The organism is Klebsiella sp. V115_8, assembly GCF_029967715.1.
Lineage (GTDB): Bacteria > Pseudomonadota > Gammaproteobacteria > Enterobacterales > Enterobacteriaceae > Klebsiella > Klebsiella quasipneumoniae.
The window spans coordinates 48,616-72,641 of record NZ_JASCAR010000028.1 but is presented as its reverse complement, the minus strand read 5'-3'; the positions used below and the strand labels follow the sequence as shown (position 1 = coordinate 72,641).

Genomic DNA, 24,026 nt, shown 5'->3' with positions numbered 1-24,026 from the left:
GTCAGTCTCCTCACAGATCCAAAACCAGACCCGGCGATTTCGCCCGCGAACAGCAGAGCGTGATCTGGTCGTTGCCGGCTTTCTCTTCCGCCGTCAGCACGCTGTCCCGGTGTTCGGGGAGCCCGTCGAGAACCCCGGTAATACACGATCCGCACATTCCCTGTTCGCAGGAGAGCATCACCTCCACCCCGGCGTGCTGTAATACCTGAGCAATGGTTTGATCCGCGGCGACCTGCAGACGCTGCCCGCTGGAGGCCAGCTCAATATAAAATGCGTTGTTCGCCGCGATATTATTTTCCGCCGCGGGAGTAAAGCGCTCGAATACGAATTGCGACGGCGACCAGCGATATTCCTCCATGACTGACCGCAGTCGCTGAATAAAGCCCTCCGGGCCGCAGGCCACCACTGCGGTATCAGGGTGGGGCGTGGTTAAGCATTCTGGGATCCGCTGGCGAAACGACGCGCCTTCCTCGCTGCAGTGGATCGCCACCGTGCCGCTCGCGGCCAGCTGGGCCAGGCGCGATGTGAAGGCCGTCTGGCGCGAACTGGCGACATAATAATGCAGCTCCAGCGCCCCTTTTCTGGCGGCAATCGCTTCGGCCATCGCCAGCAAAGGCGTGATGCCGATGCCGCCGGCAAACAGCAGGTAGCGCCCGGCCTCCGGCAGGGGAAAATGGTTGCGCGGCGACGATATGGAGAGCCGATCGCCGTGTTTGAGCTGCTGGTGCAAATAGCGTGAGCCGCCGGTGGACGCGTCCGTCAGCCGGACGCAAACTTCATAATGATTACCGCGGTCAGGCATGCCGCACAGGGAATATTGCCGCGGGCCAACGCCGGGAATAATAATATCGATATGCGCCCCGGCGGAATAGGCCGGTAATATTTCCCCGGCTGCCGCCTGCAATATTAAAGATAGATTTCCCTCGCCGTTGGGGCGTATTTCCCCCACCGAGACCGAAATAAGATCGTGGCTGTGCATTACCGTTTTCTCTCCCTCAATCCGCTGTCTGCAGGGCGGCCAGGGGCAGCGAAGGGATACCCGCTCCTTCGCGGTGACTGTCCGGCGTGCAAAAATGGATGAAACGATCGTTTCTCCGCTATGAATGCTACGGTATTGTGATAAAACTGTTGCGTCCAGAGCTTTGATTCGCACAACCCGTTGCAAAAAAGAGAGCACCCTAACGATGTTTGCCTTCTCCCGATTTCTGCTCTATTTCACCGAAGTGGCCCGTCAGGGGTCGTTTCGTAAAGCGTCAGAGGCGCTGCATGTGTCTGCGTCTTCTATTGACCGTCAGATTTTGCGCGTGGAACAGGAGCTGGGGATGCCGCTCTTCGAGCGCCATCCCACCGGGCTGCGGCTGACCGCCGCCGGGGAGCTGCTGCTGCACGCGGCCAATAACTGGAAAAAGGACTTTACCCGGGTCTGCGAGCAGCTGGATGACCTGCGCGGACTGCGGCGGGGGCATGTGCGCATCGCCACTATCGATGCCATTAACCGGCATTTCTTTTCGACGATGCTTAAAGAGGTGCACAAACATTATCCCAACATCTCTTTTACATTGACCACCATTAACAATATCCACATCCAGCAGGCGCTGATCTCCGGCGAGGCGGATTTCGGCATCATGCTCAATCCGCAGACCTCCCGCGAACTGCAGGTGCGGGCGTTTGCCGAAATGAATATGGGGATCGTAGTGCCGACCGGCCATCCGCTGGCCAGCCGCAGCGCTGTGCGCTTTAGCCAGTGCATCGACTACCCGTTTATCCTGCCATCCGCCCCGTTGATGATCAGCGAACCGGTGGAGGCGCTGGTGAACATCAGCGGCAACGAGGTGAAGGAGGTGGCGGTTTCGAATAACATCCACATGATCCGCACCCTGATCAAAGAGCAGATGGGCATCGGCATCCTGTGCCGGCTGGATATTCTCGATGAGATCGAGTCCGGCCAGCTGGCGTTTGTGCCGCTAACCGATCCGCAGCTTAAGCCTTTCACCCTGGCGCTGTGCGTCTCGCCCGCCCGCCAGCTTTCCCTTGCCGCCTCGATGATGCTGAACCAGCTGGAGATGCTCTTCAGCCAGCTGTGAGAGACCGGACAGGCACTAAAATCATTCATCAATGCACCAAAGTGGTGCGTTTATTGTGTGCGTGAATCAAAGGTTGCATGCCCATGGGCGGCGGCGCAGGCGATTTTTCGCGGCCGCTCGCGGGCCATCAAATCTGGCATTGTTTTTGTATAGCTGAGTGTGAGTAGAAGCGGTCAGTACGGGTTATCCATACGGGACATTGCTCAGTCACCATGTCGCGGTTCAATGTTGACCGGGATGGGAGGCTGAGCCACATTCGCTCGCTCCCCCTCCCGGCGTAAAGAGGAGAGGGATAATGAAAACAGGCGCACGCCTTCCCCGGGGCTTACGCTGGCTGGGCCTGATGGCCCTCGGCGGTGTCTCGCTGGCCGTTCAGGCCGAGGAAAAAATCGTTCTGCTGACCTCCTGGTACGCTCAGGCGGAGCAGGGGGGTTATTATCAGGCTCAGGCCACTGGGCTGTACAAAAAATATGGTCTCGACGTCGAGATCCGCTCCGGCGGACCGCAGGTCAACGGCATGCAGTTGCTGTTGTCCAAGCGGGCCGATGTGATCATCGGTTACGATCTGCAGCTGCTGGAAGGCATTCAGCGCGGCTTCCAGGCGAAAGCCATTGCCGCGCCCTTTCAGTACGATCCCCAGGGACTGCTGACCCACGCCGATGTCAGCTCCCTGCAGGGGCTGAAAGACAAAACCATTCTGGTCTCCAGCTCCGGTCAGGCGACATGGTGGCCGTGGCTGAAGGCGCAATACCAGCTGAGCGACGCTCAGGTTCGCCCCTATACCTTCAATATTCAACCCTTTGTCGTCGACGACGCTGTCGCCCAGCAGGCCTATGTCAGCTCCGAGGTGTTCCAGGTGCAGAAGGCCGGGGTGAAGGCGAACTTCTTCCTCTTTTCTGAGCATGGTTACCCTCCCTATGGCGGCATTCTCATCGCCCGCCCGGACACCATCGCTGAGCGTAAAGCGGCGATGGCGAAGTTTGTCCGCGCCTCAATGGAGGGTTGGGTGAGCTATCTCAAGGATCCGGCGCCGGGAAATGCGTTGATTAAGCAGGACAACCCGAAAATGACCGACGATCTGCTCGCCTGGGGCGTGACCCAGATCCGTGAGCATCATCTGATCGACGGCGGGGATGCCGCCAGCCAGGGCTGGGGGACGATGACCGACGCCCGCTGGCAAAAGACGCGCGATTTTATGGTCAGCGCCGGTCTGCTGGCGGCGGCCACCGACTGGAAACAGGCCTATACCACCGACTTTGTCCAGACCATGCAGGTAAAACCCTGAGGAGCGACGCCATGTCATTCATCATTAAAAATGCCCATGCCATCCTCAGCGGTCTGTCCGGAGAGGCGGCGCGGCTGGCCGGGCCGGATATTCGCATCCGCGACGGCAAGATTGCGGCCATCGGCAGCCTGACGCCGCTGCCGGAAGAGCGACTGATCGACGCCCGCGACTGCGTGATCTATCCGGCATGGGTGAATACGCACCATCATCTTTTTCAGTCGCTGCTGAAGGGCGAGCCGCAGGGGCTGAACCAGAGCCTGACGGCCTGGCTGAGCGCCACGCCGTACCGCTTTCGCGCGGCTTTCGATGAACATACCTTTCGTCTGGCGGTGCGCATTGGTCTGGTGGAGCTCCTGCGCTCGGGCTGCGCCAGCGTGGCGGATCACAACTACCTGTACTGGCCGGATATGCCTTTCGACACGTCGGAGATTCTCTTCAGCGAAGGGGAAGCGCTGGGGATGCGCATCGTTCTGTGCCGGGGTGGGGCGACCCAGGGTCGGGCGGTGGAGCAGGATCTGCCGGTGGCGCTGCGTCCGGAAACCTTCGACGGCTATATGGCGGATATTGAACGGCTGGTCAGCCGCTATCACGACCCGCGGCCCGACTCGCTGCGCCGGGTGGTGATGGCGCCCACTACCGTCCTGCACTCTGCGCCGGGCGCCCAGCTACGGGAGATGGCGAAGCTGGCCCGCCAGCTGGGGATCCGGCTGCACAGCCATTTATCGGAAACCGTCGATTATCTTGACGCCGCGCGGCAGAAATTCGCCATGACGCCGGTGCAGTTCTGCGCGGAGCACGACTGGCTGGGAAATGACGTGTGGTTTGCCCATCTGGTGAAGCTTCTGCCGGAGGAGATTGCCCTGCTGGGCCGCACCGGTACCGGCATTGCTCATTGTCCGCAAAGCAATGGCCGGCTGGGCAGCGGCATCGCCGATCTGCTGGCGCTGGAGCAGGCCGGGGTCCCGGTCTCGCTGGGGGTGGACGGCGCTGCCTCCAATGAAGCGGCGGATATGCAAAGCGAAGCCCATGCCGCATGGCTGCTGCAGCGCGCGCGCAAAGGGATGCTGGCGCAGCCGCGCTACGCCGGAGGCACCTTCGAGGGCGGAGCCGATGCGGCCACGGTGGAGGATGTGGTGCGCTGGGGCAGCGCCGGCGGGGCGCAGATCCTTGGCTTAGCGCAGAGCGGCACCCTGCAGGTCGGGATGCAGGCGGACCTCGCCATTTACCGGCTGGACGATCCGCGCTACTTCGGCCTGCATGATATGGCGATTGGCCCGGTGGCCTGCGGCGGCCGCGCCGCGCTGAAGGCGCTGCTGCTGAATGGCCGGCCCATCGTGGAAGATGACGCCATTCCCGGTCTCGACCTTGACGCGATGCGCCACGACGCGCTGGCGGCAGTCCGTACCCTCCAACAGCGCACCGCTGTTTAACTGATCACAGGATAATGACGATGAACGCAACCACCCAAAATCAACGCTATGCCTTACAGGAACTGGAAAAAGAGGCGCTGATGGGCGCCCAGGGCGAAGAGACCTTCGCCCGCGAAGTGCGCTGTATCGACCTGTCTCACTTTGCCGAAAGAAAAAATGACATTGCCGAACAACTGTGGGAGGCGGCGGTGGAGATCGGTTTCTTCCAGGTCAGCCACCACGGTATTCCGCTGGCGGCGATCCGCCAGGCGTTCAGCACGACCGAGGCGTTTTTCGACCTGCCCGACGAGGTGAAGCGCCAGTATCCGCTGGCCGGCAACGCCGGCTGGGAGAGCAAGGCGCAGGTCCGGCCATCGACCCGCACGCCGGATCAAAAAGAGTCATATCAGATAACCCGTCCGCTGATGGACGGGCGCTGGCCCAGCGATCGGGAGCTGCCAGGCTTCCGACAGACGATGCTCGGATTTGAATCGCAGTGCTGGCAGCTGGGGATGAAGATCCTCTCCTGCTTTGCTTTAAAGCTCGGTTTTCCGGAATCGTTTTTTACCACCGCGCACGATCCGCAGCGTGACACCTATCAGAGCACCTTGCGCATGCTGCACTACTATGCAACCGAGCAGTCGCAGCAGGGGATGTGGCGGGCCGGCGCGCATACCGATTTTGACTGCCTGACGCTGCTGTTCCAGCGCCCCGGTCAGGGCGGCCTGCAGGTCTGCCCTGGCAAGGACCGCGAAAGCCAGCAGTGGACCAGCATTGAGCCAAGGGAAGAGGTCATCACCTGCAATATCGGCGATATGCTGATGCGCTGGAGCGACGACCAGCTGCCGTCTAACTTCCACCGGGTGAGAAACCCGCAGCCCCACGAATATCAGGGGCCGCGCTACAGCCTGGGGTTTTTCTGCCAGGCCAATAAAGATATCGAGATCCTTGGGCCGCAGAGGAAGTACCCGCCCATCAGCGCCGAGAATTATCTGCAGCAGCGGATCCAGGCCAATTTCGCCAAAGGGTAAACGTACCGGCGCGGGTCACTGCTGTTCAGGAGCGGCATGACCACGCGCCACGACCACCTTTTCCCGGCCGAGTACGGTAGCGAGATGGTCGGGCAGGGGCTGGTCAGTAATTAAACGGCTAATGCCCGACCAGCCCGCGTAGTGGTAGGGGTAGGTGAGGCCGAACTTCGAATGATCGGCGACGACAATGCTCTTCGCGGCGCGCTGGATCATCGCCCGGTAAACCGTTCCGCTGTCGATTAACGCCTCGCTTGGTCCATCGGCGGCGATACCGCTGGCCCCCAGGAGCGTATAGTCCGCCGTGAACTGGCTGAGGAACTGTAGCGTCTGCGCACCGGTCATTGCCCCTTCGGTCGCGCAGTACTCCCCGGGAGCGACGATCACCCGGATGGTTGGATTCATCGACAGCACCGTTGCGACGCCGAAGGCGTGGGTGATGACTGTAATATCCCGCAGCTCGCTGGCCATCCGGCGGGCAACATGTACCGTGGTGGCGCCGGAGCCGATCATAAATATTTTGCCGTCGCGCATACAATGGACGGCGTCCCGGGCGATGCGCTCGCGCTCTTCGGTAAACAGCTGATGGCGCTCCGTGACCGTCGGTTCACTGTTCATGGCCCGCACCGCACCGCCGTAAGTTCGGTTCAGAACGCCCCGGCGGGTAAGTTCGTCAAGATCGCGACGGATGGTTTCGGTAGAGACACCGTGGGTGCGCGCCATATCCCCAATCCGCAGGGTCGGGGTCTCAGCCAGTTCGCGCAGGATCTGTTGCTGACGGTCTTCTTTTCTCTTCGACATGAACGCTGGTTACTCTCCCTGAAGTCGCTGATGCCGTTAATATACCTGCACGCCGAGGGCAAACAAACTGGATGTTTGCCCTCCCGGTTAGACTATGCGTTCAGGTGGCCCATTACTTTCGCCAGCCGTTCGAGGAAGAAATCTGCATCATCGCGACTGAAGCACAGCGGCGGGCGGATCTTCAGGCTGTTGCCAAAGCGACCGGCCGCGCCAATCAGCACGCCCTCAAGCTTCAAGTGATAGATAACGCGACTCGTCAGCTGCGGATCCGGCTCTCCGCTGTCTGGCCGGGCAAACTCGATGGCGTTGAACAGCCCGGCGCCGCGAATGTCGGCGATGGCCGGGAAATCCTGGGCCAGCTGGCGCAGTCCGGCACGCAGATAGTCCCCGTTGCGCTGGGCGTTGGTCATCAGGGCCTCCTGCTCAATCACCTCCAGTACCGCGAGGCCCACGGCGGCAGCCACTGGGTTACCGCCAAATGTGTTGAAGTACTCGGTCTTTTCGCTGAACGCCTGCAGAATAGCCGGGCGCGTGATGACCGCGGCCATGGGAAAACCGTTCCCCATTGGCTTGCCGAGCGTGACGATATCCGGTTGCACACTGTGACGCTGGAAGCCCCAGAAATGAGAGCCTGTCCGACCAAAGCCCGGCTGGACCTCATCGGCGATAAACAGTCCGCCCCGCGCCTGTACGCGGGCGACCGCCTGGGCCAGAAATCCTGGCGGATCGGCGAAAACGCCATCGCTGGAAAAAATGGTATCCACCAGTAGCGCCGCGCAGCCGAAGCCCCGCGCCTCCAGCGCGTCCATGGCGCGCTCAACGTCGGCGGCGAAGAGGTCAGACAGCGTCTGGCCCGCGGTCAGCCTGCGCAGGTCAGGGGCGGGAATGGTATGCACCCACGGGGGCAGGAGGGCCTCTTTGTGCCCGGAGGGAGAGACCTCCATCACCGCCGTTGTATTGCCGTGATAGGCACTTTCGGTGACGATGATCCCCTGTCGGCCACTGATAAAGCGGGCCATCCGCAGGGCGATGTCGTTGCTCTCGCTGCCGGTGCAGGTGAATATCACATTCGACAGCCCGGCGGGGAAAGTCGCCAGCAGGCTGTCCGCGTACTGCTCCAGTACCGGGAACAGATAGCGGGTGTTGGTGTTCAGTAACCCGGCCTGGCGCACCATCGCCTGGGTGATATGCGGATGACAATGCCCCACGCCCGGCACGTTGTTATACATATCCAGATAACGGTTGCCGGCGGAGTCCTCCATCCAGGCTCCGGAGGCCGACGCCATGACGATCGGTTGTGGATAAAACAGCACCGAACTGGTCCCCTGGGTGGCGTGGCGACGGGCAATCTGTCTGCTCAGGTTTTCGTCGGCCACGCCGGTCAGCGCGTCAAAACGGTTCAGTTGAAGAATGGGGGTTTTATTGTTCATCAGCAGGTTCCTTGCAGTTAACGGTAGCGCTAAGCGGTGACGCCTGGAGGAGAAACGCCTGCGCCAGGCGTACGGTGATGGCGCCCCACTGCGGGCTGTAGCGACGGGCGGTGGCTGTCTCGCTATGGCTGGCCAGCCAGGCCGTCAGCTGTAAACGGCGCAGCATCACCAGCACCGGAAGCATCACTTCGTCCTGCTGGCTGAAGGGGCGGACGCTACGGTAACCCGCAAGCCACGCAGCGCGGTAGTCCGCAAGGGCCGGGTCGTCTTCAATGAAACTGACGGCGGTGGCAAAATCCCAGCCAAACCAGCAGATGCCGCAGTCGTCAAAATCTATCACCGTCAGCGAATTCCCATTCACCAGCAGGTTGGCCAGCCGCATGTCGCAGTGCACCAGCCCATAGCGGTCGGCGTCCTGCCCGTACGCTTCCAGTCTGGCGACCACTGTGGCCTCCACCGCCTCCAGCAGCGTAATATCGTCGGCGCTCAGTTGCGTCATTTTCCGCCAGTCCCCCCACCAGGCATGACGTCCGATAATCGTCTCGGTGTTCCACACCTTGCGATGAAAACCCTCAGGTTTTACCCAGCCTTCGCTGTGCCTGTGCAGTTTTCCCGCAACCCTTCCCAGGGCATGGTACCAGCCGGTGAGATGGCTACCGGTATCCGGTTCGCTGCCCGCAACAAAGGTGAATCCCACGACGTGGGTGACCGTTTCGCCGTCGATGAGGCTGGCGATACAGCTCCCATCATCCAGTACAAGCGGTACGGCGATGTTGATACCTCCCCGGGCATGCAGGGCGTTTAGCCACATCAGCTCAGAATGGATCTCCACCGCTGAGCTGTAGTTTGGGCGATGCACTCGCAGCACGATCTTTCTCTGCGTCGCCTTATCGCTGACCAGAAACGTGGCATTTTCTGAAACCGTCAGCAGGCCAATCTCTGCGCCTTCGCTGAGCCCCCAGCGGGGCAGGAGCGGCCGCAGCTTCAGGGTAAGTGTTGTTAAATACTCGTCGTTAAACATGCTGTCCTCAATTTGAAATGACACGCTTAACACATTTTTATGTTGTGGTTGCGGGATTTGCAAGATGTGTGAGGTTTTTTTTGTTTCCTGTTGCGCTCCAATCATGGTTTTTGTTTGTTAATTACTTTAATAACATGTATTTAGTGTGATTTTGTTGGCTGGGTTCAATCGGTTGCACCATAACAGAACGTATAATGTGTGTTTTTCTCATTCAGGCGTAAAAAACGCGAGCTTATCCTTTTTAATCTGTTGATATATATGGATAAATTAATTAGTTGTTTGCACCAGTTCTGTGCCCAATCATAGTGCATTATTTTTATGCTGAAATCTCACATTAAAATGTTGAACATTCAACATTTACGTGATTATTCTTTTCCTGCCAGCGACGGAGATCGCTGCACGGCCAGGCCATATGGATGGGATCGCAAAACTTTCACAGACGGGGAAAAATGATGTCAGATTTTATGAACAAACATGTGCTGGTGACCGGCGGGAGTAGTGGGATCGGTCTTGGCATTGCACTCGGCTTTGCCCGCGCCGGAGCGAAGGTGACCATTACCGCCCGGACACCATCGCGTATCGATAGCGCGATCGGCCAGGCGGCGGAGCAGGGACTAACGCTACGCGGCCTGACCTGCAACGTCAGTCATGCCGAAGAGGTAAAAGCCTGTGTGGCAGAAGCCGCACAGCAGTGTGGGGGGCTGGATATTGTCTGCTGCAACGCGGGGATTTTTCCTTCGGCGCCGCTGGCAGAGATGAGCGAACAGCAGTGGGATGAGGTGCAGGCGATCAACAGTAAAGGGACTTTTTTAACTGTCCAGGCGGCGCTGCCATGGCTGAAACGGGCAGAGTATGGTCGCATCATCCTCACCTCTTCGATTACCGGCCCGGTAACGGGTTATCCGGGCTGGGCTCACTATGCCGCCAGCAAAGCGGCCCAGCTGGGTTTTATGCGTAGCGCGGCGTTAGAACTGGCCGGCGACAACATTACCGTCAATGCCGTCCTGCCGGGGAATATCATCACGGAAGGGTTGAGGGATATGGGCGAGGACTATATCGCCGGGATGGCGAGCGCCGTGCCGCTCAAACGCCTTGGAACGGTGGAAGATATTGCCGCGGCAGCGCTGTTCTTCGCCTCCCGTCAGGCTGGCTACATCACCGGCCAGTCGCTAATTGTTGACGGTGGGCAGATCCTGCCTGAATCCGCCTCGTGCCTGAACTGAACGGAGCGTTCATCATGAGCAATGAAATTCTTGCCAATCCCGCGCCAGCGGCGGAGAAACATGTTGTACAGCGGCTGCGGCCAAATGCGGTAGGCCTTGGCGGGGTGCTGTTTATGACTATCGCCACGGCGGCGCCGATCACTGCGATGCTGGGCAATGTGCCGATCGCGGTGGGCAGTGGTAATGGCCAGTATGCGCCCGCGGGGTTTATGGTCGCCACCCTTATCCTTGCCCTGTTTGCCATCGGCTATGCGCAGATGGCCAGGTACATTACCGCTACCGGCGCATTTTATGGCTTCATTTCACACGGCCTGGGGCGGATCGTTGGCATGGCGTCAGGAGTGACGGTGACCATGACCTACATTGTCTTTGAGGCCGCGCTGGTCGGGATCTTCGCCTTTTTCTGCGAGGATTTAATCAATACGGTCTTCAGCGTACATATCCCCTGGCTCATCTTCGCCTTCGCCATGCTAATGACCACCGGAGTGCTGAGCTATTTCGATATTTCGCTCACTTCCAGGGTGCTGGGCCTGTGCCTGGTACTGGAAATTTTGATCCTCACCGCCGTCGCGGTGGCGGTGCTGATCCATGGCGGAGGGCCACAGGGTTTTGTCCCCGAGTCGATCAACCCGCTGAACGCCTTTACCCCGGCGAAAGGGGTGGTCGGCGCCAGTGCCGGAATTGGTTTATTCTTCGCCTTCTGGTCATGGGTGGGCTTTGAGTCATCGGCAATGTACGGTGAAGAGTCGAAGAACCCGAAAAAGATCATTCCCCTGGCCACTCTGCTGGGCGTGATTGGTATCGGCGTGTTCTACGTGTTCATTTCGTGGATGGCGATTGCCGGAACGGGACCGGAGCGGGCTATTGCCCTTGCGCAGGATCCTAACCGCGCAGGAGAGATTTTCTACGGTCCGGCACGCCAGTATCTGGGGGAGTGGGCGGTCGGGGTGTTTAAGCTGCTGGTGATCACTGGCTCTTTTGCCTGCGGGATGGCGTTTCATAACTGCGCGGCGCGCTATCTCTATGCGCTCGGGCGGGAAAATCTGTTTCCGTTTGCCGGGCGTACGTTGGGTCGTTCACACTCACGCCATGGCTCGCCCCATATTGCTTCTACGGTGCAGACCGTTATCGCCACGCTGATTGTGTTGCTGTTCTTTATCACCGGGAAAGATCCTTACGCGGATATTTACACCCTGCTGGCGCTGTTGGGTACGATGGGCATTATGATTGTCCAGGCGCTTTGCGCCTTTGCGGTGATAGTTTACTTCCACGGCAATAAAGAAAATATTGGCAAAGGACACTGGTTTAAAACGGGCGTTGCGCCGTTGCTTGGGGGGATGGGGATGATCTATATCGTCTATCTGTTATTCAAAAATATGGCGTTTGCCGCCGGCGCTGCCGCCAGCTCCTCCTTTTATCATGCCATTCCGTGGATCGTGTTGGCCTGCTTCTGCTTTGGCGCCGCCATCGCGGTCTGGTTTTACCTCTTTGATACGCAAAAGTACCGGGTCATAGGACGCATTGTACTGACGGATGATTGATGATGCGCACCTGCCGCCGGCTCTCGCTGGCCGCGCGGCAGGATATCCGGCGCTGGGCTTTTCAGCTACCGTGTTAAGTTCGCTGGTGTTGCTGAAATATCTGAAGAACATCCCCCTAAGCGTCAGCTGCAAGCTACCCTGGTAAAGGCCCCGGAAATCACGCCATTTACGTCGTAAACGCCGTAAAGCCCGCTCACCGGGGTTAAAAGTTCTTCATTGCTGATAGCGGGTTAAGGCTAACCAGGGCAGGGGGAAGACAGGCAGAATTTATGAACCCGTAACCGGCTACGCCGGGCTTTCGGCGCCATTTGTCTCCACAGATGCATGCAGCATCAGCTGGCGCCTCCATGCCGCTTACGCGGCATTCAAAAGACTTTATCGCTATTCCCGGCTGACGGGGTAAACAGTACCGCTCCACATCTGGACAGGGATATTCTCAGTCTCGCTTTGCCATCTTTCCTGAGTCAGGCCGAACAGAATCCGGGAACGGCGACCTTCTGGAACAGGTGTGGGCTGGCCACGACGGATGATGGGTATGCCGGAAGTTTCGCGAGGAACGCGGGATCGGTGAAGGCGGCGCGGACCGCTTCAGTTGATTCCCACATCACATAGTTCAGGTAAGTCGGACTATCGCCGATCGCCCGATGTAGTTGCATGGAAATGAAGCCCGGTTGCTTTGTTATGACCCCGGCAGCTGCCCTGAAAGCGTCCATAAAGCCGGCTTCATCGGTGGGATTGACTACCGTGAAGAGGTTGATGAGCACGAGAGGCGCCGCCGCGATAGCGAGCTGACTGTCAAAGGGGAATTTCTCATCCATAGGTTTGAAGGGTTTTATGCTGGTCATGGCGGCGCTCCTGTCTGTTGTAAAATTGAACTGAGGTGATCGATGCCACTTGCTCTCAAGCGAGCATCGACTGCTGAGCGAAGATACCCGCCATCACGCCTTGCCATGTGGCCGTGGTGACTGAGGGCATTCCGGGGTTGGCCAGATCGCCGGCGGCGTAAATACCAGGCGTGCTGGTTTCGCGGCGCTCGTCGGTCCTGAGGGCAATGCCAGTTGGTGTATTGACCGTGGCAAGTCCAAGGGTGTCATGAAGGTTTGCGGACGGCCTGGTCCGCGGATGCGCGAAGAGGATATCGACTGCAACATCGAGACCGGTCTCTATCCTGATGGTAGCATTGTGACTCCCATGACGTGCGATTTCGGTGATCCTGCCCTCAACGAGGTGTACCTGGCGGGCAGCCAGATCGGTCCGTATGTCTGGGGTAATGTCGTGACCATTGCCGAAGACAGTCAACCTGTCGGTCCAGTCATGGAAGAGCCTGACCTGGTTGTTCGACTGCGGGCCAGACCAGACGAGCCCCCAATGCTGGTCGGCGACTTCAAAGCCGTCGCAATAGGGACATGGGATGACAGACGTACCCCAGCCTTCGGCAAAACCAGGAATATCAGGCATCTGGTCAGCGACGCCATAGCTCAGGATCAGGCGGCGCGCCCTCAGGCTTTCATTATCGTCAGTGACGACGCAGAAATCGTCGATGGTGCCGGATACACTCTCGGCTCGCGCAGTGACCAGTCTGATCGTTGGATAGCGCGCCAGTTGCTGCCGTGCCTCGGCCAGGATATCCAGAGGCGGCTTGTGATCATGGCCAAGCACACCATGTGAATGACCGGCAAAGCGATTGCGCTGTCGGTCAGTGTCGAGGACGGTGACTTTACGGCGGGCACGGCCAAGCTGCAGGGCTGCGGCAAGACCGGCAAAGCTGCCTCCGATGATGATGACGTCATTCATGGTGATGAGTTCCGTGTTGAGGATGTAAGGAGATGAGCCAGTTCTGGCGCACCTTGCACATTTATGAAACCACATGGTATCGTAATTAAATAATTACGATACTGTCAAGGACTGTATTTATAGTGACCAATCAAAACAACCCGACCCGGCGGGGCCGCCCTGTCAACGAGGCCCTTGGCCAGACAATCATTGAGGCCGCCTCCGAACTATTCGTAGAATTGGGATTTCAGGCGACTACCCTGGACAAGGTCGCCCAGAGGGCGAAGATATCCAAACTCAGCATCTATCGGCATTTCGAGAATAAGGAGGCGCTGTTCAGTGCGGCTATTGTGGCCGGTTGCCATCAGTTGTTTGCACCTCAGGTTCTTCTTGAAGGCGTCGATGGTTCAGTTGAAGATCAATTGATGGCGGTGGGAACATTACTGCTGCGCACTCTTTTGAGACCCGATGTAAGTAGCATCGAAGCTATGGTCATGGCCGACAAGACGAATCAAAAGTCGTTAAGCAAGCTCCATTACGAAGCCGGCCCCGCTCATGTCATCGCCCAAATCGAAGTCCTTCTACGTCAGTTTCAGGAGAAGGGGCTTCTGGAGGTTCCCGATCCTCTTCGGTCCGCTCGCTTGTTTGCCGCGCTTTTCAAAGGCTCCGACCTTCTGATTATCGCGCGCTTCGATGAGGCCAGAGCAGGGGATGACAACGAAATCGAATCATATTGTCGGTCGGCCGTCGGCATGTTTATCGCCGCGCACGGTGGCACCCAGGATGCGATATCACGGCTATGACCTTGCCCTATATTACCGCTCACGTCCTGGTCGCAGCTTAAAGCTCAGGCGCGATGCATTTTCGCGCCTTCAAGCCACCTGAACGTCCGCTCTTCGCTCGCAGCAGACTTTAAACTTACCCAGTACGTCCGATTCGTTCTGTGAGTTCAATCGGTCGATGCAGCGCTTTCCTTAATCAAGGGGGGACGTTGTCATGAAACGAAGAACTCGGATTTACTCCACACCTGTTCGCCTTGGATATACGGAGTCGAGCTCCCGGTAACCGTTCAACCGGATGTGCTGGCGTGAAAGGTGAAGCAGAGGGCCATGTGCTGCGAATCAAGGTTCAGCGGTGCCGACTTTACTGACCTTAAGGGAAGGGGGCGGCACACTCTGCTTCAGTGGGGGTAGCTAATCACCACAAATTGTTAGACATAAGGGAAGGGGGTTGTCGATGCGGGCGACAAGGGTATCTCTGCCGCAGCCATAAAATCGATAAAACAGCGTATTCGCGGCGACAGGTAGCGGCTGGCAGGCCACAGGACGGAGAAATGCCCATCCTTGACGCAACAGCCGGGCAACACCTCCTGCAGGTGTCCCTCATTGATGGCCTCACGCACAACAAAATCAGGGACATAGGCGATACCCATCCCCGCCGCGCTTAAGCGAATGGCAGCCTCAATGTTATTGACCCTCATCAAGGAAGCGGCCCTGAAATCCCCCGTCAGCCGCATATCGCGCAGTTCCCAGGGCTGGATCAGCCCCGTCGAAGGGAAGCGAAAAAAAATGCACTTGTGCGCCGCCAATTCCGCTGGCGAGCCGGGAACGCCGTATTCCGCCAGATATGCCGGGCTGGCGCAGAGCACAAAACGAAAACCCCCCAGCTTTCTGGCGATCAAGCGGGAGTCCGCTAGTTCACCGCTGCGGATAGCGATATCAAATCCCTCATCGATCAGATTGACCAGCCGGTCACTAAAATCGAGATCCAGTTCAACCTGCGGATAAAGACGGCTAAAGGCGGTGAGGGCAGGGAGCAGCAGGCGGTAGCCGATGACAGGCAGTGAAATTCTCAGTTTGCCGGAGGGCTGTGAGAGACTGCTCGTCAGCTCAGACTCGGCCTCCTGGATCTGCTCCAGGATACTCTGGCAGCGGGTCAGAAACGCGGCCCCCTCCGCCGTCAGGCTGACGTTTCTGGTGCTGCGGTTAAACAGCCGGACCCCCAGCTTATGCTCAAGCCTGGCGACATTCTTACCCACCGCCGAGGCTGAAATGCCCAGCAGCCTGGCGGCCTGAACAAAGCTTAGCGTTTCGGCGGTGCGGACAAAGGACGTTAGCGAGGTGAGGCTGTCCATCGATTATAAACCTTATGTCTCTTAAGAAGATATTTTCAGTCTATTTATCGGCATTAACATCCGCAATAGGATGGCGGCAGTTTATTCATTCCTTCCTTGCCGACTGATGAGGGCCGCCTGATGTTACTCACCGCCAGAACACATTCCCGATCCGCCAGCGCCCTGGCCGCGCTTTCTGTCTTTATGGCGGCCATGCTGCTGCCGTTAAGTTTTACCGGCGGCGTCATGACCACCCCGGCGATACAGCAGTCGCTGGGCGGCTCTCCCGCTGCGCTGTCGTGGCTGACCAATGGCTTTATGCTGACCTTCGGCAGCTTTTTGCTGGCCGCTGGCGTGACGGCGGATGCCATTGACAGAAAACGCATCTTTCTCGCCGGCGCCGCGCTGTTTTGCCTGAGCAGTCTGCTGTTTTGCCTGACGGACGATCTCTTCCTGTCAGGCGCGCTGAGGGCTCTGCAAGGTCTGGCCGCGGCGATGATTTTAGCCAGCGGCAGTGCGGCGCTGGCCCAGTTGTATGACGGCGCTCAGCGGACGCGGGCATTCAGCATCCTGGGCACGGTGTTCGGCGCCGGCCTGGCGTTCGGTCCGCTGCTGATCGGCTTCATGACCGACGCGGTGGGCTGGCGCGGCGTATACGCCCTGTTTGCGCTGCTCTCGGCGATGGTTCTGCTTATCGGTCTGGCGTATCTGCCCGCGGCAGAAAAAAGCGAGCCGCGGACACCCGACAATCTCGGCTTAACCCTGTTTACGCTGGCCCTGATGCTGTTCACTGCCTCGCTGATGGTCATTCCGGCCCGCGGTTTTTTATCGCTGACCACGCTGGCCTTGTTCATCGTATCGGGGGGGCTGTTCGTTGCGTTTGCCGTGCGCTGCCGAAGAGTGAACAACCCGGTGCTGGAACTCTCCCTGCTGCGCCATCCGCGTTTTGTCGGCGTACTGTTGCTGCCTGTCGCCACCTGCTGTTGCTACGTTGTCCTGCTGATTATTGTTCCACTGCATTTTATGGGCGGAGAGGGGATGAGTGAGTCGCAGAGCGCGCTGTATCTGATGGCGCTGACCGCGCCGATGCTGATTTTCCCATCCGTTGCGGCCCTGCTCACCCGCTGGTTTTCACCGGGGCAGGTGGCCACGGGGGGGCTGATGATTGCCTCCGTCGGGTTGCTGTTGCTGGGCGATGCTTTTCACAGCCACCACCTCCCGCAGCTGGTGCTGGCGCTGATCCTGTGCGGGGCGGGGGCGGCGCTTCCCTGGGGATTGATGGATGGCCTGGCGATATCCGCAGTGCCGGTCGCCAAAGCCGGTATGGCGGCAGGCCTGTTCAACACCGTTCGCGTTGCCGGCGAGGGGATCGCCCTAGCGGTCGTCACCGCGGTATTAACGGCAAGCAATAACCTGACTCTGCAGAGTCGCGTTCACGGGTATGCGCCCGAGGTGATTCACCGCGCCGCAGGCTGGCTGGGGGCTGGTAATATGCCGCAGGCGGCTGCGCTTTTGCCTGACTTTTCCCTTCGGGCGCTGCGCGAGAGCTATGACACTGCTTATACGGTACTGTTTAGCGGGCTGGCGGTCGTCACCCTGCTGTGCGCCCTGATGGTCTGGCGAACGCTATGCCGCAAGGGGGGCGCTATCCAGACCCGCCACAGCGGATCCTGAACCCCCATGACGGTGCATTGGCGTCACGCTCCCGGCAATCGCCTTTCCCGGTCTGCTCAGCGAACCGGGACTGTCATTGTTTCGCTGGCGGAACTATGCTGATTAGGGCGGCCACATGCGCCGCTCCGGCAGCGGAAACAGTGACTCACAGGTGGCGGTATGGCGAGCGATCCGGAACTGATTTACATCGAGATCCTTGAAACGGTGCTGATGGCCACCCTGGATCCTGATTTGTGGAAATCGGCGCTGCAGAAACTGGCGTTCCTCACCGGCCATCAGTACGCGGCATTTCTGTTCTACGATAAAGGCAACGCGCACCTGTTGACCGATTCACTCCTGCTGGAGGAGAAGGTTTTCACCGCCTATCGCGACGTGTTTCTGGCCATCGATCCCGCCGAAAAAATACTGACTGCGTTACCGGTCGGGCAGATGTACCGGGACCGCGAGTATTTAGGCGATAAGTTTATTGCCGGCAGCGTCTATTACAATGAGTTTCATCACCCCAACGATCTGAATAATCTTACCAGCGTCAAGCTGTGCACCCTCAATGGCTATGCCACCTATCTGTCACTGATGACGGCCAATACGGCAGCTTATCCGCAGCCGGCGCAGTTTGAGCTGTTCAGGCGCTTGATCCCGGCGCTAAAAACTGCCTGCCAGCTACACGCCCGGTTTGAACAGCTGCGGGACACCATAAAATACCAGAGCGCGGTGATGGACAATGGGATCTACCCGGTATGGCTGGTGGATCATAGCGGTAACATTCTCTACGCCAGCGCGCATGCCGAACGCTACCTGCGCGCCAACGCCCGCCTCTCCTGGTACAGCGGGGGCGATACGCTGTGCCTTAATACCGACAGCAAAAAACTGAAACGGGCTATCGAGCAGGCCACCCGAACGGCAGAGCCGCCAAGGGCAGGGCTGTGCTATACCGCCGGCCGCCAGCCGAAACCGATCCTGGTGATCCCGGCGGCCCGCCTTGCCGGGGTGGCCTGCGTGATTATTCCCGAGCCGTTTCTCACCGGCAGCGCCGTGATGGAGCTGTTTAACGTCAAGCCTGCCGAGAACGCAGTGGCGGAGCTGCTGGTGCGGGGCATGACGCCGGATGAGTGCGCCTTACATCTGGGCGTATCTATCGCCACCATCAGAACCCACCTCAGCGCCCTGTACCGGAAAACCCACACCCGTAATCAGGCAGAACTGTTGCTGATCATCCGCGCGATCCACGGCTGACAGCTTGCTCAGGAATGATGGTCGCGCAGGAAAACGGTCAGCACCTCTTTCGGCGGCACGCCGCCGCATTCGCCAATCATCCAGCCCACCGCGCCGCGGTGATAGGCGCCGTGAAAGAGCATGTGATTCAGCATCTCCATCGCGGTCATATTGCCGTCGCCGCTGTCGACAAATTTGAAGGCGATACGTTCGTGGAAATCGGCGGGCGTCATGGCGCTGACGTACTGAATGTATTCGTCCGTACAGGCGGTCATGGCCGTTTCCAGCTCATCAACGGTTGGCGTCCCGGGGGTATTCAGCGCGGTGTAACCGTGCGTCTTGCCGCGCAGATTCGCCCGGAAAATCATGTCAACGACATGGATATGGTTCATTAGCCTGAGGCTCAGGTGACGCTTTTCGCCATGTACTGTACCGTCTATCGCGCGGATCGCCTGCAAGGTGGCAAGGTCAATCCAGCGCTTGTATTTCAACAGCGTCACTACCGCGTCTTTGTCCATTGTCGGTCCCGGGTTGGTTGAGCCATTATCTTAGCGATGATGCCTGCGAGTTGTCACTCTCCCGCGCCAGGCACAAAAAAGCCTCGCCGGGGCGAGGCTTTTTAATCAGCAGGTGATTTAGTCAAACACACCGTTAATCACGGCGGTAACGATGGCGGTGCTCAGGGCGACCAGCACCAGGTCATCGCCGACCGCGCGCCATTCATAGCCCGGATAATAGGGCAGGTCGTTAATCATAGAAGCGGGCAGGGTCTTTTTCGCGATACCCGGAGGTAACGGTTTGCCGCGGGCGACATTTTTGGCGATACCCGGAGGCAGCGCCTGATAGCCGACCAGACCGTAGTTCACCGCAAGGGAGCGCGCCCGTGAGAAGCTAATATCGCTGTCGACGTGGTCGGGCTTGCCGTAGTTTTTGCGGTTGCCATGATCGTCATTGGACTGACCTTTATTTTGTCCTTTATTGCCATGGTCGCCGCTGTTACCGCTGTTACCATGATTGCCGCTATTGCCATGGTTACCACTGTTCCCGTGATTACCACCGCCGCCGCCATTGCCATTGCCGTTACCCGGGTTGGCATAGGCCGGAGCCGCCATGACGGCGAGAGAAATAACCGCCGCCAGTGCTGTTTTAATAGTGCGACGCTTAAGCATGATCTTGATTCCTTAATGTGGAGTACACGCATAAAAAATAAGATAAAGCTATGCCCCAGGCAATCTCATATAGTCTTATTTTTTGCCGGGCTTTCACGGGAAGGTCACAAAGGGATAGCGGGGCGCGGACGAGCAGTTCCATTGCTGCGTTTTGACAGACGGGCGACCGCGCCCCGCTAAATGTGTCGCCGGCAGGATCGCTCCCGGGCGTGTCGCAAAAAAATGCCCGAAGCCATCGGGCAAAAATGAATAAAAATATTACGCTTCATTCATAACGCGTCTCACAAGACGGAGCGGATAGTAAATCCTGGCGCCGCTGCGCACAATCGGCCGCTTGTTTAGAAATAAATTACCCCCGCCGACCGCGCTCAGCACGCGATCCAATGGCAGGCGACCCGATGGCCAGGGGCCACCTCGCGCAGCGCCGGCGCTTCTCTGCGGCACCGCTCGCCGACCTGCGGGCAACGGGATGAAAAACGGCAGCCGGCGGGAGGATTGACCGGATCCGGGATCTCGCCTTGCACCAGCGCCTGCGGTTCGCTGTGCGGGTCGAGGGTCGGCACCGCGGCCAGAAGCGCGCGGGTGTAGGGGTGGAGGGGGCGGCTGAACAGCGCATCGCGGCTGGCGCTTTCCACCAGTTGCCCGAGATACATCACCGCCACATCGTCACATAGATGCTCCACCACCCCGAGGTCGTGGGAGATAAACAGAAACGTGACGCCGCGGTCGTCGCGCAGGTCGGAAAACAAATTGATGATCTGCGCCTGAATGGACACATCGAGGGCCGAGATGGGCTCATCGGCGACGATAAAATCCGGGTTGAGGATCAGCGCCCGGGCAATACCGATCCGCTGGCGCTGGCCGCCGGAAAACTGATGCGGGAAGCGGGCGTAGTGTTCCGGCGCCAGGCCGCAGATCTTCATCACGTCGATCACCCGGTCATACAGCTCATCGCGGGCGCAAAGCTTGTGCTGCAGCATAGCTTCGCCTATCGCCTCGCCAATGCGCAGCCGCGGGTTCAGCGAGCTGTAGGGATCCTGAAATACCAGCTGCATCCTCGGCCGAATGGCGCGCAGGGCTGGCGCGGTCAGGTCGGCCAGCTCCTGACCGTGAAATTTCACGCTGCCGGCGCTCTTCTCGTACAGGCCAAGCAGGGTTCGGCCGACGGTGGTTTTCCCGCTGCCGGACTCGCCCACCAGGCCAAAAATGGTGCCCGGACGGATGTTAAAGCTGACGCCGTCCACCGCGCGAAGCTCGCCGGTCTGTTGGCCAAACAGGCCGTCGCGCAGCGGAAAATATTTTTTCAATCCATCCACTTCAATAACATAGCGTTCGCTCATGCTGTCGCCTCCGCAAATTCGCTGTAAAAGCAGGCGGCCCGCTGGCGCTCGCCGAGCAGCGGCGGAATCGCCTCCCGGCAGCGCGGTGTCGCCCGCTCGCAGCGCCCGGCAAAGGCGCAGCCCGTCGGCAGGGCGGCCAGGTCCGGCACCTGCCCGGGAATCGAGTACAGCCGCCGACGCCGCTCGCCCGGCACCGGGCGGGAGGCGATGAGCCCACGCGTGTAAGGGTGCTGCGGATGGCGTAACACCTCCGCGGTGGCGCCCTGTTCCACAATCCGTCCGGCATACATCACCACTACCTGCTCGGCCATCTGCGCGATCACCCCCAGGTCGTGGGTAATCAGCATCATCGCCATCTGGCTGGCCCGCGCCCGGTCCCGCAGCAGGCGCAGGATCTGCGCCTGCACGGTCACGTCGAGCGCGGTGGTGGGTTCGTCGGCAATCAGCAGTTTGGGCTGACAGCTCAGCGCCATGGCGATCATCACCCGCTGCAGCATGCCGCCGGAAAGCTGGTGGGGATAGCTGACCATCAGGCTGTCGCCGCGCGCCAGGCCGACCTCGCTGAGCAGCCGGGTAGCCTGCTGCCAGGCGGCTTTCGGCGTGGCGCCGAGGTGGCGGATCGCTGGTTCGCACAGCTGCTCTCCGATGGTCAACACCGGGTTCAGGGCCGACATCGGTTCCTGAAAGATCATTGCCAGCTGGTGGCCGCGCAGGTCGGCCATCTGTCTGGCTTTTAGCCGCAGCAGATCGCGGTCCGCGAAACGGATCTCGCCGCCGTCGATGCGCGCGGCCTGCGGCGGCAGGAGGCCCATCAGCGCCATCGCGGTGACGCTTTTGCCGCAGCCGGACTCGCCCACCACGCCAACGGTTTGCCCGGCCTGAATCGTGAAAGAGACGTCCTGCACCGCGCGCACGCGATGGCGTTCGCCAGCGAAAGAGACGGAGAGATGATTAAAGGAGACTAACGGTATGCTCATTTCAGCCTCGGTTTCATATTGGGATCCATGGCGTCGCGCAGGCCATCGCCCAGCACGTTAATGGCGATCACGGTGATAAAGATGGCGATCCCTGGCGGCATCCACAGCCAGGGACGGCGCTGGAAATCGATCAGGCTATTGGCGGCGTCCATCATATTGCCCCACGACGGCGTCGGCGGCACCACGCCGAGGCCGAGATAGCTCAGCGCGGATTCGCTGAGGATGGCGTTGGCGACAGCCATGGTCGCCATCACCACCAGAATCGGAATGGTATTCGGCAGCAGGTGGCCAAACAGCCGGCGACGCGCCGACAGGCCCAGCACCTGGGTGGCCAGCATAAAATCGCGTTCGCGCAGGGAGAGACATTGTCCGCGCACCAGCCGCGCCAGTCGGGGCCACTCCAGCAGGCTGAGCATCACCACCACCAGATAGATGCGCGAGTCCGGAGAAAAATCGAGCTCGGAAAGCATCGCCCCGGCGACGATCAACAGCGGCAATCCGGGGATGGTCATCACCAGGTCGGCCACGCGCATGATCACTCTGTCGGTTAACCCGCCGACATACCCCGAGAGAGCGCCGAGCAGATAGCCCAGGAACACCGACATCACCATGGTCAGCAGACCGATAATCAGCGAGATGCGCCCGGCCAGCAGCAGGCGGGTGTAAACATCGCGGCCGAGGAAATCGGTCCCCAGCCAGTGTTCGGCACCGGGCGGTTGGTTGATGCTCAGGGCGTCGGTGGCATCCTCTTTCCACGGCGACCAGACGGGCCCCAGCGCGCACCACACCGCCATGACCGCCAGCAGGATCAGGCAGAACATGGCCAGCCGGTTACGGCGCAGCTGTCGCCACCCCTGGCGCCAGGGAGAGGGGGTAATGTGCGCCAGCGCCGGGATAGCCGCCTGCCGCTGGCGACGACGGGAAGCAAAGTAAGACAGGATCATCATGACCTCACCCGAATACGCGGATCGGCCCAGGCGTACAGCACGTCGGCGAGCAAATTACCGACGATCGTCAGCACCGCCAGAAACAGGGTGAACCCCATCAGCACCGGATAGTCGCGGGCGGCCAGCGAGTCGATATGGATGTGGCCCGCCCCCGGCCAGTTGAATACCTTTTCGGTAATGATCGCCCCGGAGAACAGCCCCGGCAGCTCGAAGCCCAGCAGGGTGATGATCGGCAGCAGGGCGTTGCGCAGCGCATGTTTGAGGATCACCGTGCGCTCCTGCAACCCCTTGGCGCGGGCGGTACGGATAAAATCCATTTTCACCACGTCGAGCATACTGGCGCGCACATAGCGCGTCAGGCTGCCCGCCTGCAGCATCACCAGCGCCAGCACCGGCAGCGCCAGGTGGGCCGCCACCTGCAGCACATACTGCCAGCCGCTCTCGTCGCTGCCGGTATTGGTCATCCCGCCTACCGGCAGCCAGTGGAGATCGACGGCAAACCATTTAATCAGCAGCAGGCAGAGGAAAAAGGTGGGGAACGACATGGCGGCAAACACCGCGACGCTCACCAGATGATCAAACCAGGAGCCGGGTCGCAGGGCTGACACCACGCCGACCGCCAGGCCAATGCCCCAGTAAAAGACCAGCGCGACGCTGGCCAGCAGAAAAGAGTTCCAGATGTACTGGTTGAGCAGCTGGCTGACCGGGATCTGATACTGCAGCGAAAAGCCTAAATCGCCGCGCAGCAGCTGTCCCAGCCAGTGGAGATAGCGGGTGAACAGCGGCTGGTCGAGGCCATAGATCGCCTTCAGCTCCGCGGCGCGGGCGGCGGTCAGGGTGATATTGCCATCGATAAAGTCGCCGGGGGTTTTGGCAAACAGCATAAAAATAATGAACGAGGCCAGCAGCAGCATCGGCAGCGTTTGCAGCAGGCGCCTCAGGATGAAATTTTTCATGACGATCTCGCATCAGCCGCCGGTTAACCCGGCGGCCAGGGGA

21 protein-coding genes and 2 pseudogenes are annotated in these 24,026 nt (G+C 59.6%); 10 read left to right on the top strand and 13 right to left on the bottom strand.

What is annotated here, in order from left to right; genetic code table 11:
• Nucleotides 1–10: 10 nt before the first annotated feature.
• A complete protein-coding gene (locus tag QLG03_RS12025) occupies nt 11–979 on the bottom strand; it encodes a PDR/VanB family oxidoreductase (protein ID WP_065812963.1) in 969 nt (322 codons plus the stop codon).
• Nucleotides 980–1,184: 205 nt separating this feature from the next.
• Here QLG03_RS12025 and QLG03_RS12020 point away from each other — a divergent pair, with 205 nt between their 5' ends.
• The 4 genes from QLG03_RS12020 to QLG03_RS12005 all read left to right on the top strand — a co-directional run bounded on the left by QLG03_RS12020 (nt 1,185) and on the right by QLG03_RS12005 (nt 5,809).
• Nucleotides 1,185–2,084: a LysR family transcriptional regulator gene (locus QLG03_RS12020; protein ID WP_065881469.1), complete on the top strand. Its 900-nt coding sequence runs from the start codon at nt 1,185–1,187 to the stop codon at nt 2,082–2,084.
• Between the two features lie 295 nt (nt 2,085–2,379).
• Entirely contained in the window at nt 2,380–3,369 is a 990-nt protein-coding gene (locus QLG03_RS12015) for an ABC transporter substrate-binding protein (protein WP_048335915.1), read from the top strand.
• Nucleotides 3,370–3,380: 11 nt separating this feature from the next.
• The gene (locus QLG03_RS12010) at nt 3,381–4,799 is read left to right on the top strand and encodes an amidohydrolase family protein (RefSeq protein WP_117128956.1); all 1,419 of its coding nucleotides are present in this window, start codon (nt 3,381–3,383) and stop codon (nt 4,797–4,799) included.
• Between the two features lie 20 nt (nt 4,800–4,819).
• Nucleotides 4,820–5,809 (top strand): 2OG-Fe(II) oxygenase family protein, encoded by a 990-nt coding sequence (locus QLG03_RS12005; protein ID WP_255987778.1) that lies wholly within the window; start codon nt 4,820–4,822, stop codon nt 5,807–5,809.
• 15 nt (nt 5,810–5,824) lie between these two features.
• Here the strand turns inward: QLG03_RS12005 and QLG03_RS12000 are convergent, their stop codons facing one another.
• The 3 genes from QLG03_RS12000 to QLG03_RS11990 all read right to left on the bottom strand — a co-directional run bounded on the left by QLG03_RS12000 (nt 5,825) and on the right by QLG03_RS11990 (nt 9,082).
• A complete protein-coding gene (locus QLG03_RS12000) occupies nt 5,825–6,607 on the bottom strand; it encodes a DeoR/GlpR family DNA-binding transcription regulator (RefSeq protein ID WP_023289987.1) in 783 nt (260 codons plus the stop codon).
• A gap of 92 nt (nt 6,608–6,699) precedes the next feature.
• Nucleotides 6,700–8,037: an aspartate aminotransferase family protein gene (locus tag QLG03_RS11995; RefSeq protein WP_032453151.1), complete on the bottom strand. Its 1,338-nt coding sequence runs from the start codon at nt 8,035–8,037 to the stop codon at nt 6,700–6,702.
• Nucleotides 8,027–9,082, bottom strand: a complete 1,056-nt coding sequence (locus QLG03_RS11990; RefSeq protein WP_227524255.1) for a phosphotransferase — start codon at nt 9,080–9,082, stop codon at nt 8,027–8,029. The genes QLG03_RS11995 and QLG03_RS11990 overlap by 11 nt, the downstream gene beginning before the upstream one ends.
• 428 nt (nt 9,083–9,510) lie before the next feature.
• On the opposite strand from QLG03_RS11990, the gene QLG03_RS11985 reads away from it, so the two are divergent.
• Both QLG03_RS11985 and QLG03_RS11980 read left to right on the top strand, forming a co-directional pair.
• A complete protein-coding gene (locus tag QLG03_RS11985) occupies nt 9,511–10,281 on the top strand; it encodes an SDR family oxidoreductase (protein ID WP_117128953.1) in 771 nt (256 codons plus the stop codon).
• A 14-nt stretch (nt 10,282–10,295) separates the two neighbouring features.
• A complete protein-coding gene (locus QLG03_RS11980; RefSeq protein WP_023289983.1) occupies nt 10,296–11,822 on the top strand; it encodes an APC family permease in 1,527 nt (508 codons plus the stop codon).
• Nucleotides 11,823–12,286: 464 nt separating this feature from the next.
• Here the strand turns inward: QLG03_RS11980 and QLG03_RS11975 are convergent, their stop codons facing one another.
• A complete protein-coding gene (locus tag QLG03_RS11975; RefSeq protein ID WP_086075933.1) occupies nt 12,287–12,667 on the bottom strand; it encodes an antibiotic biosynthesis monooxygenase family protein in 381 nt (126 codons plus the stop codon).
• Nucleotides 12,668–12,722: 55 nt separating this feature from the next.
• The gene (locus tag QLG03_RS11970; protein WP_168380137.1) at nt 12,723–13,616 is read right to left on the bottom strand and encodes an NAD(P)/FAD-dependent oxidoreductase; all 894 of its coding nucleotides are present in this window, start codon (nt 13,614–13,616) and stop codon (nt 12,723–12,725) included.
• Nucleotides 13,617–13,738: 122 nt separating this feature from the next.
• On the opposite strand from QLG03_RS11970, the gene QLG03_RS11965 reads away from it, so the two are divergent.
• Nucleotides 13,739–14,398 (top strand): TetR/AcrR family transcriptional regulator, encoded by a 660-nt coding sequence (locus tag QLG03_RS11965; protein WP_086075935.1) that lies wholly within the window; start codon nt 13,739–13,741, stop codon nt 14,396–14,398.
• A 394-nt stretch (nt 14,399–14,792) separates the two neighbouring features.
• Here the strand turns inward: QLG03_RS11965 and QLG03_RS11960 are convergent.
• Nucleotides 14,793–15,729: pseudogene (locus QLG03_RS11960) on the bottom strand (LysR family transcriptional regulator).
• 120 nt (nt 15,730–15,849) lie between these two features.
• Between QLG03_RS11960 and QLG03_RS11955 the strand changes: the two are divergent.
• From QLG03_RS11955 to QLG03_RS25310, 3 genes and pseudogenes are all read left to right on the top strand, one after another.
• Nucleotides 15,850–17,382, top strand: a complete 1,533-nt coding sequence (locus tag QLG03_RS11955) for an MFS transporter (RefSeq protein ID WP_255987775.1) — start codon at nt 15,850–15,852, stop codon at nt 17,380–17,382.
• 159 nt (nt 17,383–17,541) lie between these two features.
• Nucleotides 17,542–17,655: pseudogene (locus QLG03_RS11950) on the top strand (LuxR family transcriptional regulator); the annotation flags it as partial.
• A gap of 156 nt (nt 17,656–17,811) precedes the next feature.
• Nucleotides 17,812–18,615 carry a LuxR C-terminal-related transcriptional regulator gene (locus QLG03_RS25310; RefSeq protein WP_306054320.1) on the top strand — a complete coding sequence of 268 codons (804 nt, stop codon included), beginning with the start codon at nt 17,812–17,814 and terminating at the stop codon, nt 18,613–18,615.
• Between the two features lie 8 nt (nt 18,616–18,623).
• On the opposite strand, the gene QLG03_RS11940 is transcribed toward QLG03_RS25310, so the two are convergent.
• The 6 genes from QLG03_RS11940 to QLG03_RS11915 all read right to left on the bottom strand — a co-directional run bounded on the left by QLG03_RS11940 (nt 18,624) and on the right by QLG03_RS11915 (nt 23,983).
• Nucleotides 18,624–19,112, bottom strand: a complete 489-nt coding sequence (locus QLG03_RS11940; RefSeq protein WP_255987773.1) for a DinB family protein — start codon at nt 19,110–19,112, stop codon at nt 18,624–18,626.
• A gap of 117 nt (nt 19,113–19,229) precedes the next feature.
• Nucleotides 19,230–19,763, bottom strand: coding sequence for an anti-virulence regulator CigR family protein (locus QLG03_RS11935; RefSeq protein WP_023289974.1), 534 nt, complete (start codon nt 19,761–19,763; stop codon nt 19,230–19,232).
• A gap of 368 nt (nt 19,764–20,131) precedes the next feature.
• Entirely contained in the window at nt 20,132–21,103 is a 972-nt protein-coding gene (locus tag QLG03_RS11930; RefSeq protein ID WP_255987771.1) for an oligopeptide/dipeptide ABC transporter ATP-binding protein, read from the bottom strand.
• The gene (locus QLG03_RS11925; RefSeq protein WP_243806436.1) at nt 21,100–22,080 is read right to left on the bottom strand and encodes an ABC transporter ATP-binding protein; all 981 of its coding nucleotides are present in this window, start codon (nt 22,078–22,080) and stop codon (nt 21,100–21,102) included. The genes QLG03_RS11930 and QLG03_RS11925 overlap by 4 nt, the downstream gene beginning before the upstream one ends.
• Nucleotides 22,077–23,027: an oligopeptide ABC transporter permease gene (gene opp4C, locus QLG03_RS11920; RefSeq protein ID WP_074186628.1), complete on the bottom strand. Its 951-nt coding sequence runs from the start codon at nt 23,025–23,027 to the stop codon at nt 22,077–22,079. The genes QLG03_RS11925 and opp4C overlap by 4 nt, the downstream gene beginning before the upstream one ends.
• On the bottom strand, nt 23,024–23,983 hold the full coding sequence (locus QLG03_RS11915; RefSeq protein WP_008804589.1) for an ABC transporter permease: 960 nt from the start codon (nt 23,981–23,983) through the stop codon (nt 23,024–23,026). Before QLG03_RS11915 ends, opp4C begins: the two co-directional genes overlap by 4 nt.
• Nucleotides 23,984–24,026 lie beyond the last annotated feature (43 nt).